Below are 14663 nucleotides of genomic sequence, written 5' to 3'. Positions count from 1 at the left end.
AGGACAGCCATGCTTGAGATTGTCCGGCAGCAGATGATCTGCATCGTTGCGCCAGGCTGGCCCGGCGAAGGCGAAATTTCGCAGCCCCTCCAGCAAGCGCTGCACGATCTGTTCAATGACGTGGCGGTGGTGCACTTCGCTTCGATCGGGCTCCTGCCGGCGATGGCCGATGCAGCGGAGCAGCGGCCGTCGCTGATGCTCGAGCTTGCCGTCGAGGAGGGCCTCAGCCCGTACGACTTGCTCTATCGGCTCATCTACCATGCCGGCGGCGCGATGTGGTCGCTCTTCGGCAGCATGTATTCCCCCAATGCCGAAGAGCCGACGGATCAGCAGAAGCAGCAATTGCTCGGCCGGCTGATGGGATGCCTCAGCATCGCCGATGGCGCTTTCGTCGGCGCTCGCGACCGGTCGGTCCGGCAGATCCAGATCGAAGCCGAGCTGCTCAAGCAGACGCGAAGCGAAGCGCGGACGCTGAAGCAGAAATACGGCAATGATCGCACCGCGTTCGCCCTGGCGCTGGCACGATGGGCTTACACGAATCCTGGCTTCGAGTGGGCCGCCAAACCTGCACCGCGATCCTATTGGCGCGGGAAGGGCGCCGGCATCGGTGCGAAGCTCGCCTATCCGGTGCGCGCGCTCGTCCTCTGGTTCGTCGTGGTCTGGCTCGTGGGGGCGCTTCCGCGCGCCTACAACTGGTTCTTCGGCGAGCCGCATCCCGTCGTGCAAGCGATAGAGGACGCCGCAAGCAAGACGAGCGAAATTCTGCTGGCAATGAGCGGACACTTTCTGCTGGCGTTGGCGGTGATTGCATTTCTGGTCTGGCTATTCCTGGTCCCGCTCCCGGCGCAATTCGTGTCCTGGAGACGCTGGTTGAAGAGCATTCAGCGCGAGCTCGAACGGCCGACTGAGACGATCTCGTCGCTGTCTACCTATGTGGCCGGCTGGGTCATCGGCGTGCCGCTGCTCCTGGCCGTCGCCGCGTGCGCCATAGCCTACACTCTCGCTCCTTTGGCCTACGCGCTGGCTCCGGACTATATGGCACGAACCATCGAAACGAAGATGCCAAAGCTGACTGGGCTGGAGCTCACCGAGATCGGCGTTGTCGCGATCATCGTGGTGCTTTGCATCGGCGCGTTGTTTTCCTGGCTCAATCGCCGGTTCACGACGCTGAGCGAAAGGTTCTTTCATCCACTCGAAGACGACGTTCCTCGCGCCCAGCAGATCCACCCGTCGATCGAGAGATGCGAGGCGCGAGAGGTCAACGGAATCCAGCACATGATCAGCCTGACGGACTTGCGCGGTCCGCAAGGGTGGAGCGCGTGGTGCATCCGGGTTTCCCTGCGCATCGTGACGTTCGCAGGACGGGTGTTTTTCACGCAGGGATGGCTGGGAGATGCGCCGGGTATCCATTTCGGCCACTGGCACATCATCGACAACGGTCGCCGTTTCCTGTTTTGCTCGAACTATGACGGCAATTTTGGCGGCTACCTCGACGACTTCATCAATGGCGCTTCCAGCGGAACGACGCTGGCCTGGCGGTGGACTGAGCTGAACCCGCGCGTACCGGCGGTGGCCGGTCAGCCGGGCATCGCGCAGCCGCGCAGCTTCCCGCCGACGCGGTTCCTCATTTACCGGGGAGTGAAGTGCGAGCTGAAGTTCAAGTCCTACGCGCGCGACAGCATGCTTCCGAATCTGTACCGCTTCGTGGCGTGCAACGCGACGCTCGACGAGATCAATCTCGCCACCGGGCTGCGCGACGCCCTGTTCGGAGAGCGCAACGAGAAAAACGACGACCTGATCATGAGGGCCATCGAGACATGAAATACGTGAAGCACGCGCCGCATCTTTCCAAGCAGAGGCACGACATCCAGGGCATGCTGAAGAGCGGCTTCGGCTGGCTCAAGTCCAGCCGCTTCTGGTTGCTGACGATCCGCGACGGTCGCGAGGACCGGGCCCGGGCATGGCTCGCACAACTCGCCAACAGCGGCTTGGTCGTCAGTGCCAAGCGCGTCGGGGAAGGCAAGGCGCAATCGGAAGGATCGATCAGCGAAGCGGTGGCGGTCGCTTTCAGTTTTTCAGGGCTGAAGAAGCTCGGCTGTTCCGAGGCGGAGACGCATCCGTTCCCAACTCCTTTCAGCAGCGGCATGGGAAGCGCGTTGCGCAAGGAGCTGTTGAGAGACACGTCGCGTGATCAATGGCGATGGTCCGACGTTGAAGACGACGACGGCCGCCAGACGGTCCATGTTCTCGTAGCGCAATGGTGGGTGCTCGACGAAAAATCACGTATGGAGGCTCCCGATCCAGATGTGTTCATCGTCAGGACCGTCGAAAACAATCCTTGCTCGTTCAAGTCGAAAGGTGACGGCAGACTGCGCGAGCCGTTCGGGTTTCGCGATGGCCTCGCGCAACCCGTGATCCGCGGCCTCAGAGAAGAGGGAGGCGCGGCGCGGAAGCAGGCCGAACGGGACGCCGGCCATTTCTTTGAAGATCGTGTCGTCGAACCCGGAGAATTCATTCTGGGCTATCGCAACGAGTATGACGAACTCACTTACTGTCCCAACGTGAAGGAGTGGCCGCAGTCCGGAGACCGCTTCACGCTGAACGGAAGCTACCTGGCGGTGCGACAGATCGAGCAGAATGTCGAGGCGTTCGAGGAGTTCAGGAAAGCGAACGGCCAGGGCGTCTGCGAAAAGCTGATGGGACGTCGGATGGATGGCATGCCGCTCGGGTGGCAAGGCCCCCCGGGATCGGATTCGGCGGCCGACGCCTTCCGTTACCGTGTCGAGGACGCAAATGGCTTCGTCTGTCCCAAGGGGGCTCATGTCCGTCGGTCCAACCCGCGCGATTCCTTGGGCATTGACGTGCAATCGAGCATCAAATCATCCAAGCTGCACCGATTGCTCCGCCGTGGACGGCCCTATCGCGAGGAGACCGAAAGCGGCACGCCACGCGACGGCCTGTTCTTCATCGCTTGCAATGCGGATCTCGAGCGGCAGTTCGAGTTCATGCACCAGCGCTGGGTGCAAAACCCTCGGTTCGGGACTCTCGACGACCAGGACGACCCGGTGGTCGGCTCGCAGCCCGTCCCCAAAACGTTCACCATTCCCGGATTGCCAAGCGGCAGCGAAGTCACGCTGGCCTCGTTCACGCAGCCGCTCGGAGGCGGCTACTTCTTCCTGCCGGGGATCGCGGCGCTCAATTTCATCGTCGGCCATCGCGCTGGCGTCAGGACGGCCGCGGCGCACCATGCCGAAGCGGCAGTCTCCTGAGCGGCAAGACGTCGAAAGGGCCTAATCCTGCGGCTCTGACGCCACGTCGCCCTCAGCGTCGATGCGCAGCCATCCGGAGGGTGCGAGGCGCTGCTGCGGCAGGAAGCGCGCCTTGTAGTCCATCTTCTTTGAGCCCTCGATCCAGTAGCCGAGATAGACGTAGGGCAGGCCCTGGCGCCGCGCGCGGGCGATGTGGTCGAGGATCATGAAGGTGCCGAGCGAGCGGCTGACCTGGCTCGGCTCGAAGAAGGAATAGACCATCGACAGCCCGTCGCTGAGCACGTCGGTCAGCGCCACCGCGAGTAGCTCCTCGCCGCGGCCGGTGATGCCGCTGTCGGGGCCGCGCTTGCGATACTCGATGATGCGGGTTTCGACATGGCTGTCCTCGACCATCATGGCGTAGTCGAGCACGGTCATGTCGGCCATGCCGCCATGGCGGTGGCGGGAGTCGAGATAGGCGCGGAACACCGAATACTGCTCCGAGGTCGGGACCGCGCTGCGCTGCTCGCCGATGACGTCGGCGTTGCGCGCCATCACCTTGCGGAAGTTGCGGGACGGGCGGAACTCGTTGGCGACGACCCGGACCGAGACGCAGGCCCGGCACTGGTCGCAGGCGGGCCTATAGGCGATCGACTGGCTGCGCCGGAAGCCGCCGTGGGTCAGGAGGTCATTGAGGTCGCCGGCGCGGTCTCCCACGAGGTGCGTGAACACCTTGCGCTCATGCCGACCCGGCAGATACGGGCAGGGCGAGGGCGCCGTAAGGTAGAATTGGGGGGTGTCGCGCGAGTGCTGGGTCAAGGGACGTCGTGGGCCTCCGAAATGAGTATCAGCATCGCGCTACGCAGGCCCATGGTCAATCGGTCAGCTCGCAAGGTGGTTTAAAGAGACGCTCTAGTAGGTTCTTGCCGTCTGAGGCACGGGAGAACGGACCGAGTTGTTGATGACGACCGTTCCCAGCACGATGTCATGCAACAAGCGCCGCCGGCCGTTGAACAGGCCGACCACGACCACGAACGGCGTCAGGAACGAGATCGACACCCAGAACAGCACGGCGTGCATGGCGCCGAGCACGAAATAGCCGGATGCGCCGTACCAGGTGCGCAACTCCAGATCCATCACCCGCATGCCGACCGTCGCCGAATGCGGACCGCTGATGCAGGCGCCGTAATAGACCACGGCCCAGATCACCGAGGCCGGCCAGGCGAGCCAGAACAGCGCCCAGCCGAGGCCGAGCGTGACCACGCCGAACACGGCAATGAAGATGTAGCCAAGGATCACCGGGACCGAGATCACGATGAGATCGATCAGGAAGGCGAATACCCGCCGCGTCGACACGCCGCGGAACAGCTCCGGCTGGAGGTAGGGATCAAAGGCATGCGGCGGAACCCCGCCGGCATTGCGCCAGGGACCCGAGTTGGAGCCCGCATCGCCCTGCTCCGAATACGACATGGTCCGTCCTCCCGATCGGAAACACCCATGGCAGCACATGGGATCAGGCCGTCCCCCTGCCAAGGCCGCAGGGATCAACAAGCGGAAATATTCCGGCGATTCGGGGGCGGTGAGGAGGTCACGACAGGCAACCCCAAAGTCGTCCTGGCGAAAGCCAGGACCCATACCGCGGATCCTATCGATGGCGGACGGTGGCAGTCCCACGACGACGGATCTTCGCCAAACTGCTTCATTGGGTAATGGGTCCTGGCGTTCGCCAGGACGACCCGTGTGGAGACAGTGTGCGGTTAACTCTGCGCCTTGATCTTCTCCGCCGCCTTCGGCGCGAAATACGTCAGCACGCCGTCGGCGCCGGCGCGCTTGAACGCCAGCAGGCTTTCCATCATCGCGCGCTCGCCGTCGAGCCAGCCGTTGCCGGCGGCTGCCGCGATCATCGCGTATTCGCCGGAGACCTGGTAGGCGAAGGTCGGCATCGCAAAGGTGTCCTTTACCCGCCGCACGACGTCGAGATAGGGCATGCCGGGCTTCACCATCACCATGTCGGCGCCCTCGGAAATATCGAGCTCGACTTCGCGCAGTGCTTCATCGGTGTTGGCGCTGTCCATCTGATAGGTGCGCTTGTCGCCTACAAGCGTCTTGGCTGAGCCGATCGCATCGCGGAACGGGCCGTAGAAGGCGGAGGCATATTTCGCCGCATAGGCCATGATCTGCACGTCGAGCAGGCCGGCATGGTCGAGCCCCTCGCGGATCGCGCCGACGCGGCCGTCCATCATGTCGGAGGGCGCGATGATGTCGCAGCCGGCCTCCGCCTGCACCAGCGCCTGGCGCACGAGCACGGCGACAGTCTCGTCGTTCAAGATCCTGCCGTCGGCGATCAGGCCGTCGTGGCCGTGGCTGGTGAAGGGATCGAGCGCGACGTCGCAAAGGATGCCGATGTCAGGGAATTCTTTCTTGATCGCGCGCACGGCCTGACAGACGAGGTTGTCCGGATTGGTCGCTTCCGAGCCGTGCTCGTCGCGCAGCGACGCCTCGGTGTAGGGAAACAGCGCAAGGCAGGGGATGGTCAGCTTCATCGCGCGCTCGGCCTCGCGCACCGCCTGGTCGACGCTGAGCCGCTCGACGCCCGGCATCGAGCTGACCGCCTCGCGCTTGTTGCTGCCATCGATCAGGAACAGCGGCCAGATCAGATCGTCGGTGGTCAGCACGTTCTCGCGCACCAGGCGCCGCGCCCATTCCGCCTTGCGGTTACGGCGCGGTCGGACGGTCAGATCCAAGCCCAGATCTTTGCCAGGGGCGGCCGCGCTTCCGCGCGCCACCTCGCGCAATTCGATCGGACGTCCGTACTTGATCGCCATTTAAGGTATCTCCAACGCGATGATTCATCATCGCGCTTAGTTGTTGTTTGGGCATGATCTTTTCGGAAAACCGCTGCACACTTTTCCGGATCATGCCGAAGTAGAACTATTCTTATACCAGCTCGCATGGTTCCCGTCACCGCGGCTTGACCTTCCGCAACCCGGTAGCAGACCGATTGATTTTGCCCGGCGAAGCGGCCAGAAGGGGAGCCATGTCCGAGATATCAACCCGCGATGCCGCCCGCGATAGCGCCAGGGACAACGCCAGAGACAGCGCCATGTCGGTGGCTGCGCTGTCGTCCGAGCGGCCCGAGTCCGACGAGAACGTCTGGACGCGGCGGCTCGTGCTGTTCCTGCGCGTGATGGCGCTGCTCTCGATCCTGAAGGGGCTCTATCACTGGGCCCAGGTGACCGGCTTCGTCGGCGGCGAGGACGACGCGTTCGAGAACCAGTCGATGGCCTGGCAAGCCGCAACCGTCTACTTCGCCGTGATCGAGCTCGTCGCCGCAGTCGGCCTGTGGCTCGCCACGCCCTGGGGCGCGGTCGTGTGGCTCACGACCGTGGTTTCGATGGCGGTGATCGAATTGATGTTCCCCGGCATCTATGGCGGCAGCCTCATCGTGGTCGGGGTCGAAGCCTTCATGCTCGCCGCCTATCTCGCGCTCGCCTGGATGGCCGCGCGCGAGCGCCCGCCATAGTGATGGTCTTCGTGCCCCGGCTCTGCGCACCGAGCGTTGCACGCTGCAGCGCATCAGGGACACGCCAGTGTGTTTTCGCGCGTCGATGGTTGACCGTTGGTTGCTTCAAATTTGCGGCAAGTTTGCGAAGATCCCGCGTGATCCGCCACAGCTGTTACGCTCCCGTTTCGAAACAGGGCAGGGCTGTTCTGGAATGCGACAATACGTGCGCACGGAGGGTGAACAGGACCTTGCCACCGTCAACAGAGGGTTGCGAAAAGTCCTTGCCGCACAGGCTTAATCCGCGATTCACTGTCTTAAATTCATGATCTCTTTATTCTCTTATTTAAGCTGATCTTCAAACGCCTCCCCTTAAGTTGAAGCTATCAGGCGGGACAAAAGTTTCGTCGAAATAAGTGTCGACAAAAACGACAACAGGGGAAGTGTCATGATGAAAGCCGTCGCAACTGCGGCAGATACCGCAGAGCGCGTCGCCGGCCAGCAGGGCTCGGTGCAGTCGCTCTATCTCGAAGCTCTGACTCTGGTGGAGCGGCTGCATCGCCGCCTGCTCGACGTCATCAAGGATGAATTCGATCGTCGCGGCCGCGCCGACATCAACTCGGTGCAGGCGCTGCTCCTCTACAACATCGGCGACAAGGAGCTGACCGCAGGCGAGCTGCGCACGCGCGGCTACTATCTCGGCTCCAACGTCTCCTACAACCTGAAGAAGCTCGTCGAGCTCGGATTCCTCGATCATCAGCGCTCGCGCGTTGACCGCCGCTCGGTGCGCATCCGCCTGACCCCGCAGGGCCAGGAAGTTCGCCGCATCGTCGACGCTCTCTACCAGAAGCACGTCAAGACGGTGGAGCAGGTCGGCGGCATCTCGGGCGAGGAGTTCTCCACGCTCAACAAGTCGCTGCATCGCCTCGAGCGGTTCTGGACCGACCAGATCCTGTATCGGCTCTGATTTTTTCGGAGGGATCAAGGCCAAGCCGGCCCCACAACAAGACCGGCGCGCCTCCCTAACGTGCCTGAACTTCCCCAATCGCGCCGGCCCGGCTTCGCCTGGACCGGCGCGTTTTGTGTTTTTTGCACCTGCGAAAAAAGTAGCGCCTTGGCGGAACGAGCCGGCGGCTCGCGGCTTATCCCCTTGGGATCGGAGGCGTGCGATGCTGGTCGAGCGCGGGCTACAGAGGATGAACGTGGAGATCGTGAGCGAGGCCTATGCCATCGCCGCGAATTATCTGCGCAGGGCCGGCGCGCTCCCCGATACGCTCGTCACCGACGAACGGCTGCTGAAGATCATCGTGCAATTGTTCCAGCACGGCGAATTCAACAAGATCAGGCTCGCCAACAAGGCGATCGCCGAATTCGAGGCCGCCTTCGAGGCCGACGCGTTTGCCTGACAGCATTCCCCAAAATTCAGATCAATCAGAGGATGCCATGGAAGCCGCCATCGACCGCATCATGCAGACCTATGACCTGTTGGCGAACCGCACCGCTGCGGCGAGCGAGGAGGCGAGGGCGAAGGTGACGAACTACCTCAATACGCTGGTTGAAGCGGGCGAGAAGGACACTCATAGGTTGACGGTCTGCGGCCTGACTTATCTGCGCCAGCTCGACGGCAGCATCGACCCGGTGAAGGCGGGCTATACGGGGCTGTAGCGGCAAGGGCGGCCAAGTCCACCCCACAAGCGGGGAGTCGGCTACCCGCCGGTCGGGGAGCCCGGTGGTCGGGCGTGATGACGGCCATCCGTCAAGGATTGGGGGATTCCCCCGGCACAGGCGGCTCTGTCGTCTTTCAGGCCTCCAAATCCCCCCGATCCCCACCATATCTGGCATAATTGTCGCCCCGGACCCGCAAATGCTTGGCCGGACCGGGGCGATGTGGTAGATCGCGCGTGCTTCCAACCGCCACACAAGACCGACCGTAGCCCGCCAGAAAAGGCTGCGGCGGTGGAGATATTCGCCGATGACTTCCGCCAAAACCGCCTCCGCGCCCGATTCGTTTTTCACGGCCTCTGTTGAGCAGGCCGACCCGGAAATCGCCGCCGCCATCAAGGGCGAGCTCGGCCGTCAGCGTCATGAGATCGAGCTGATCGCCTCCGAGAACATCGTCAGCCGGGCCGTGCTGGAAGCGCAGGGTTCGGTGATGACCAACAAATATGCGGAAGGTTACCCCGGCGCGCGGTACTACGGCGGTTGCGAATGGGTTGACGTTGCCGAGAACCTCGCGATCGATCGCGCCAAGCGGCTGTTTGGTGCCAACTTTGCCAACGTGCAGCCGAACTCCGGCAGCCAGATGAACCAGGCTGTGTTCCTGGCGCTGATGCAGCCCGGCGACACCTTCATGGGCCTCGACCTCGCCGCCGGCGGCCATCTCACCCACGGCTCGCCCGTCAACATGAGCGGCAAATGGTTCAAGGCCGCGCACTACACGGTGCGGCGCGAGGACCAGATCATCGACATGGACGCGGTGGCCAAGCAGGCCGAGCAGGTCAAGCCGAAGCTGATCATCGCGGGCGGTTCGGCCTATTCGCGCGCCTGGGACTTCAAGCGCTTCCGCGAGATCGCCGACAGCGTCGGCGCGTACCTCCTGGTCGACATGGCGCATTTCGCAGGCCTCGTCGCCGGCGGCGTGCATGCCTCGCCCGTGCCTTACGCGCACGTCACCACCACCACGACCCACAAGTCGCTGCGCGGTCCGCGCGGTGGCCTGATCCTGTGGAATGACGAGACGCTGACCAAGAAGCTCAACTCGGCGATCTTCCCGGGCCTCCAGGGCGGGCCGCTGATGCATGTGATTGCCGCGAAGGCGGTCGCCTTCGGCGAGGCGCTGCGGCCGGACTTCAAGGTCTACGCCAAGAACATCGTCGAGAACGCCAAGGCGCTCGCCGAGACGCTGCGCAGCCACGGGTTCGATATCGTCTCCGGCGGCACCGACAATCATCTGATGCTGGTTGACCTCAGGCCGAAGGGCATCAAGGGCAACGTCTCGGAGAAGGCGCTGGTCCGCGCGGCCATCACCTGCAACAAGAACGGCATTCCCTTCGACCCCGAGACGCCGTTCGTCACCTCGGGCCTGCGCCTCGGCACGCCGGCGGCGACCACCCGCGGCTTCGGCGTTGCGGAGTTCAAGCAGGTCGGCGGCATGATCGCTGAAGTCCTGAACGCAATCGCGCAGTCTTCCGACGGCAAGGCGCCGCTGGTGGAGGCCGCGATCAAGGAGCGGGTCAAGGCGCTCACCGATCGGTTCCCGATCTACCAGTAAGGCCGGATAACAAGCGGATGCGCTGTCCCAACTGCAACAGTCTCGATACGCAGGTTAAGGACTCGCGTCCGACCGAAGACTCGTCCGTGATCCGCAGGCGGCGCATTTGCGTCGCCTGCAATTTCCGCTTCACCACCTTCGAGCGCGTGCAACTTCGCGAACTCACTGTGATCAAGCGCAACGGCCGCCGCGTGCCGTTCGACCGCGACAAGCTGATGCGTTCGGTGCAGATTTCCTTGCGCAAGCGTCCGGTCGAGCCGGAGCGGGTGGAGAAGATGGTTTCTGCCATCGTGCGCGAGCTCGAGACCGCCGGCGAAGCCGAGATCTCCTCGGAGGTGATCGGCGAGACGGTGATGGAGCATCTGCGCGCGCTCGACGACGTCGCCTATGTGCGCTTCGCCTCCGTCTACCGCAATTTCCGCGAGGCCAAGGATTTTGCCGACGTGCTCGGCGAGCTCTCCGGTGAGGAGGAAGCGCGGCTCGCCGCGATACGCAAATGATCTTCCGCATCCTGGAGGATCAGCTCGCGCAGAAGGCGCAAAGGGAAAAAGAATCCAAGGACGCTGATCACCGCTTCATGCAGCTTGCGCTGGCGCTTGGCCGGCGCGGGCAGGGGCGCACTTGGCCGAACCCCGCGGTCGGTGCCGTCATCGTCAAGGACCGCGTGATCGTCGGCCGCGGCTGGACGCAACCCGGCGGCCGTCCGCATGCCGAGCGCGAGGCGCTGCGATGCGCGGGGGAGGCGGCCCGCGGCGCCACGCTCTACGTCACGCTCGAACCATGCTCGCATTTCGGCAAGTCGCCGCCTTGCGCAGACGCAGTGATCGCGGCCGGCATCAAGCGCGTCGTGGCGGCGATCGAGGATCCCAATCCGGAGGTCGCAGGACAAGGCCACGCGCGCTTGCGCGCCGCCGGCATCACGGTCGATGTCGGGCTCTGTGCTGCGGAAGCGGCCTACGACCATGCCGGCCATTTTCGCCGCGTCAGGGATCGCCGGCCCCATGTGATCCTGAAGCTTGCGGTCTCGCCCGACGACAAGATCGGGGCGGCCGGCGGCAAGCCGGTCGCGATCACGGGAGAGGCCGCGCGTAACCGCGTGCATCTCTTGCGTGCGCAGAGCGATGCCATTCTGGTTGGCATCGGCACAGTGCTTGCGGACGATCCGCTTTTGACCTGCCGGCTGCCGGGCATGGAAGCACGTTCGCCGGTGCGCATCGTGCTCGACCGCAGTTTACGCATTCCGGCATCGAGCCAGCTCGTCCACTCCGCACGCGAGACGCCGCTGTGGGTGATCGGCTCCGAGCTTGCGGAAGCTGCCGCAGTTGCACGGCTCGGCGCGGCCGGCGCCCAGGTCACGCGCATTCCGCCCGGCAGCACGCCGGGGCTCGATCTTCCTGCGGTGCTGCACGCGCTGGCCGAGAAGGGCATCACGCGGCTGATGGTCGAGGGCGGCAGCCACGTGGCCTCCTCCTTCGTCGCGGCCGATCTGGTGGACGAGATCTGGCTGTTCCGCGGGACGGAAGCGATCGGCGCGGGCGGCGTCGATGCGCTCGATGCATTGCCCCTGTCGAAAATCACGCAGTCGCCCGCCTTCAAGGTTCATGCTAGCGAAACATTCGACAGAGATACTCTCACCATCTACGAGCGCGCTTAAATGTTCACCGGCATTGTCACTGATATTGGCGAGATCGTCGGCCTGACGCCGACGGCGCAGGGCCAGCTGCATCGGCTGCGCATTGCCTGCCGCTATGATCGTGCGACCATCGCCGATGGCGCCTCGATCGCCTGCAACGGTGTCTGCTTGACGGTGGTGGCTTCCGGCGTCGAAGGCGACAAAACCTGGTTCGACGTCGACGCCGCGGCGGAGACGCTGGCGCTGACGACGGCCAAGCACTGGAAGATGGGCACGAAGCTCAATCTCGAGCGAGCGCTCAAGATCGGTGACGAGCTCGGCGGTCACATCGTCGCAGGCCACGTCGACGGGATTGCGATGCTTCTCAGCCGCGAGGACTTGCCCGACATGGCGCGGTTCGAGCTCAAGACCACGCGGGAGCTCGCGCGCTTCATCGCGACCAAGGGCTCGATCACGCTGGACGGCGTGTCCTTGACCATCAATACGGTCAAGGACGTGACCTTTTCGGTCCTGATCATCCCGCACACCCTCAGCGTCACAACCATCGGTGCCTGGCGCGCCGGGGACGAGGTCAATATCGAGGTCGATCTGATGGCCCGCTATGCGGCGCGGCTGACCGAAATGAAGTGATTGTTACACGGTCATTCCGGGGCGATGCGACGGGACCGCAAGCGCGGCCCGGAGCATTGAACCCGGAATCTCGAGATTCCGGGTTCGCTTCGCGCCCCGGAATGACGCTCTCTCTGGCATTCGTGCTTGGCTTACGCTCCCCCGGCGACTACATAACGCGCCGACCTCAGTAAAACGGATTGAACTATGGCAGACGCGCGGCGCGCACCCCTGAAGGACCAGACCGACATTTCCGGCGCGCGTGCGCTGATTGTCGAAGCGCGCTTCTATGACGACCTCCAGGATGCGCTCCTGGAAGGCGCGGTCACCGAGCTGAAGGCGGCCGGCCTCACCCATGACGTGATCACGGTTCCCGGAGCGCTCGAAATCCCTGCAGCCGTGGCCATCGCGGTCGATGCTGCGGCGGGCAACGGGAAACCCTATGACGCCGTCATCGCGCTCGGCTGCGTGATCCGCGGCGACACCATCCATTTCGAGATCGTCTCGCAGGAATCCTCGCGTGCTCTGATGGATCTGGCCGTGGCACGCAAACTGCCGCTCGGCAATGGCATCCTCACCGTCAACACCGAAGAGCAGGCCTGGGCGCGGGCGCGCGCCAGCGAGCTCAACAAGGGCGGCGATGCCGCCCGCGCGGCGCTTGCCATGCTGCGCATCAAGCGCCGCCTGGCGCGGGCCTGAGCCATGGCTGACACCGGCAAGAAACAGCCCGGCGGGGCGGAGAAGAAGGCGAACCGGCGCGGCGCCGCGCGGCTCGCGGCCGTCCAGGCGCTCTACCAGATGGACATTGCGGGCGCCGGCATCAACGACATCTTCGCCGAGTTCGAGAGCCATTGGCTCGGCAACGAGGTCGAAGGCGACAAGTACCTGCCGGCGGAAGCTGCCTTCTTTCGCGACGTCGTCTCGGGCGTCGTACGCGACCAGAAGAAGCTCGATCCCCTGATCGACGAGGCGCTGTCGAAGGGCTGGCCCCTGAAGCGCATCGAGGCGATCCTGCGCGCGGTGCTGCGGGCAGGGGCCTATGAATTGGAGCACCGCAAGGACGTGCCGGGCCGCGTCGTGGTCTCCGAATATGTCGACGTCGCCAACGCTTTCGTCGATCGCGAGGAGACCGGCATGGTCAACGCGGTGCTCGACCAGATCGGCCGCCATTTTCGCGGCGACGAGTTCGGGCGAGGGTAGGACAAAAACGATGACCCTCGCCGTAGCCGTCATCCTGAGGTGCCGTAGCGAAGCGGAGGCCTCGAAGGGTGACGGCGTGCCGCTGAGGTCGCATCTCGGCCGTGCATCCTTCGAGGCTCGCAAGAGCTCGCACCTCAGGATGACGGGTCTGCTATCGTGACGCAGGACAAAAAGCAGCTATCCGGCGAAGACTCCCTCATCGCGCGCTATTTCAAGCCGCTGGCGACTGACCCCGGCGCGTTCGGGCTGGTCGATGATGCCGCCATCCTGAAATCCTCCGGCGAGGACATCGTCGTCACCACGGACGCAGTGGTCGAGGGCGTGCATTATCTCGCGAGCGACCCGCCCGACAGCATCGCCCGCAAGGCGTTGCGGGTGAACCTGTCCGACCTTGCGGCGAAGGGCGCCGCGCCCGCAGGCTTCGTGCTGACGCTGGCGCTCCGCAGCAAGGACGATGCCTGGCTGAAGCCGTTTGCCGGTGCGCTGGGCGAGGACGCCAAGAGCTTCGCGTGCCCGCTGCTCGGTGGTGATACGGTCTCGACACCCGGGCCGCAGATGATCTCGATCACGGCCTTCGGCCGCGTGCCGTCGGGGCGGATGGTCGGCCGCACCGGTGCCAAGGCCGGTGACCGCATCATGGTGACTGGCACGATTGGCGATGCCGCTCTCGGCCTCGATGTGCTCAAGGGCGGTGCTGCCGCGAAGGCGCTGGCGTCCGATCCGGCCGCGCGGGACATCCTGGTCGCGCGCTACCGCATTCCGCAGCCACGCAACGCGCTGGCGCAGGCGGTGCGCGACTGTGCGAGCGCTGCGATGGATGTCTCTGACGGGCTTGCCGGCGATCTCGCCAAGCTCTGCGCGGCCTCAGGCGTGTCAGCCACGATCGATACGGCCAGCGTGCCGCTGTCGGCGCCGGCCGCCGGCCTCGTTGCGCGCGGCGCCGTTGGGATCGAGGCGTTGCTGTCCGGTGGCGATGACTATGAGCTTCTGTGTGCTGTTCCTGAAGCGCGCTGCGCCGACCTGATTGCGGCCGGGCGGGCCGCAGGCGTGGCCGTGACCGCCATCGGAACGATAGTGCCGGGAAACGAGCCGCCACGCTTCCTGGATGGCGCGGGCCGGGAACTTGTCCTCAAGCGGCTGTCCTACAGCCACTTCTAGGAATTTCCGTGAAACGGGTGGCTTCGATCTAAATACCTGCCG

Annotated in this window: 17 protein-coding genes; 14 read left to right on the top strand and 3 right to left on the bottom strand. The window is 64.3% G+C overall.

Annotated features, from left to right (window positions below):
• The first annotated feature begins 9 nt into the window (after positions 1–9).
• Together NLM33_RS08755 and NLM33_RS08750 are read left to right on the top strand one after the other, a co-directional pair.
• A complete protein-coding gene (locus NLM33_RS08755; RefSeq protein WP_254095681.1) occupies positions 10–1821 on the top strand; it encodes a hypothetical protein in 1812 nt (603 codons plus the stop codon).
• Entirely contained in the window at positions 1818–3269 is a 1452-nt protein-coding gene (locus NLM33_RS08750; RefSeq protein ID WP_254095680.1) for a Dyp-type peroxidase domain-containing protein, read from the top strand. The genes NLM33_RS08755 and NLM33_RS08750 overlap by 4 nt, the downstream gene beginning before the upstream one ends.
• Before the next feature lie 21 nt (positions 3270–3290).
• On the opposite strand, the gene NLM33_RS08745 is transcribed toward NLM33_RS08750, so the two are convergent.
• From NLM33_RS08745 to hemB, 3 genes are all read right to left on the bottom strand, one after another.
• Entirely contained in the window at positions 3291–4067 is a 777-nt protein-coding gene (locus NLM33_RS08745) for an arginyltransferase (RefSeq protein ID WP_254095679.1), read from the bottom strand.
• Between the two features lie 93 nt (positions 4068–4160).
• The gene (locus NLM33_RS08740; RefSeq protein WP_254095678.1) at positions 4161–4718 is read right to left on the bottom strand and encodes an RDD family protein; all 558 of its coding nucleotides are present in this window, start codon (positions 4716–4718) and stop codon (positions 4161–4163) included.
• Between the two features lie 287 nt (positions 4719–5005).
• Complete coding sequence (hemB, locus tag NLM33_RS08735; protein ID WP_254095677.1) at positions 5006–6073, bottom strand: porphobilinogen synthase; 1068 nt, start codon at positions 6071–6073, stop codon at positions 5006–5008.
• Positions 6074–6285: 212 nt separating this feature from the next.
• On the opposite strand from hemB, the gene NLM33_RS08730 reads away from it, so the two are divergent.
• The 12 genes from NLM33_RS08730 (at position 6286) to thiL (ending at position 14621) form a co-directional block, all read left to right on the top strand.
• Entirely contained in the window at positions 6286–6771 is a 486-nt protein-coding gene (locus NLM33_RS08730; protein WP_254095676.1) for a DUF6163 family protein, read from the top strand.
• A 427-nt stretch (positions 6772–7198) separates the two neighbouring features.
• Positions 7199–7717 (top strand): transcriptional regulator LdtR, encoded by a 519-nt coding sequence (gene ldtR / locus NLM33_RS08725; RefSeq protein WP_027522899.1) that lies wholly within the window; start codon positions 7199–7201, stop codon positions 7715–7717.
• A 202-nt stretch (positions 7718–7919) separates the two neighbouring features.
• Positions 7920–8156, top strand: coding sequence for a hypothetical protein (locus tag NLM33_RS08720; protein WP_254095675.1), 237 nt, complete (start codon positions 7920–7922; stop codon positions 8154–8156).
• Positions 8157–8193: 37 nt separating this feature from the next.
• Positions 8194–8415, top strand: a complete 222-nt coding sequence (locus NLM33_RS08715; protein WP_254095674.1) for a hypothetical protein — start codon at positions 8194–8196, stop codon at positions 8413–8415.
• 307 nt (positions 8416–8722) lie between these two features.
• Entirely contained in the window at positions 8723–10021 is a 1299-nt protein-coding gene (glyA, locus tag NLM33_RS08710) for a serine hydroxymethyltransferase (protein ID WP_254095673.1), read from the top strand.
• A 17-nt stretch (positions 10022–10038) separates the two neighbouring features.
• Positions 10039–10521 carry a transcriptional regulator NrdR gene (gene nrdR / locus NLM33_RS08705; protein ID WP_254095672.1) on the top strand — a complete coding sequence of 161 codons (483 nt, stop codon included), beginning with the start codon at positions 10039–10041 and terminating at the stop codon, positions 10519–10521.
• Positions 10518–11675 (top strand): bifunctional diaminohydroxyphosphoribosylaminopyrimidine deaminase/5-amino-6-(5-phosphoribosylamino)uracil reductase RibD, encoded by a 1158-nt coding sequence (ribD, locus tag NLM33_RS08700; RefSeq protein ID WP_254095671.1) that lies wholly within the window; start codon positions 10518–10520, stop codon positions 11673–11675. Before nrdR ends, ribD begins: the two co-directional genes overlap by 4 nt.
• Positions 11676–12284, top strand: a complete 609-nt coding sequence (locus NLM33_RS08695) for a riboflavin synthase (RefSeq protein WP_254095670.1) — start codon at positions 11676–11678, stop codon at positions 12282–12284.
• Between the two features lie 186 nt (positions 12285–12470).
• Positions 12471–12962 carry a 6,7-dimethyl-8-ribityllumazine synthase gene (gene ribH / locus NLM33_RS08690; RefSeq protein WP_254095669.1) on the top strand — a complete coding sequence of 164 codons (492 nt, stop codon included), beginning with the start codon at positions 12471–12473 and terminating at the stop codon, positions 12960–12962.
• A 3-nt stretch (positions 12963–12965) separates the two neighbouring features.
• Complete coding sequence (gene nusB / locus NLM33_RS08685; RefSeq protein ID WP_254095668.1) at positions 12966–13463, top strand: transcription antitermination factor NusB; 498 nt, start codon at positions 12966–12968, stop codon at positions 13461–13463.
• Positions 13464–13473: 10 nt separating this feature from the next.
• The gene (locus NLM33_RS08680) at positions 13474–13623 is read left to right on the top strand and encodes a hypothetical protein (RefSeq protein ID WP_254095667.1); all 150 of its coding nucleotides are present in this window, start codon (positions 13474–13476) and stop codon (positions 13621–13623) included.
• The gene (gene thiL / locus NLM33_RS08675; RefSeq protein WP_254095666.1) at positions 13620–14621 is read left to right on the top strand and encodes a thiamine-phosphate kinase; all 1002 of its coding nucleotides are present in this window, start codon (positions 13620–13622) and stop codon (positions 14619–14621) included. Before NLM33_RS08680 ends, thiL begins: the two co-directional genes overlap by 4 nt.
• Positions 14622–14663 lie beyond the last annotated feature (42 nt).

It is taken from the genome of Bradyrhizobium sp. CCGUVB1N3 (assembly GCF_024199925.1).
Lineage (GTDB): Bacteria > Pseudomonadota > Alphaproteobacteria > Rhizobiales > Xanthobacteraceae > Bradyrhizobium.
The sequence above is the reverse complement of the archived record's forward strand: the minus strand, read 5'-3'. Positions and strand labels throughout refer to the sequence as shown.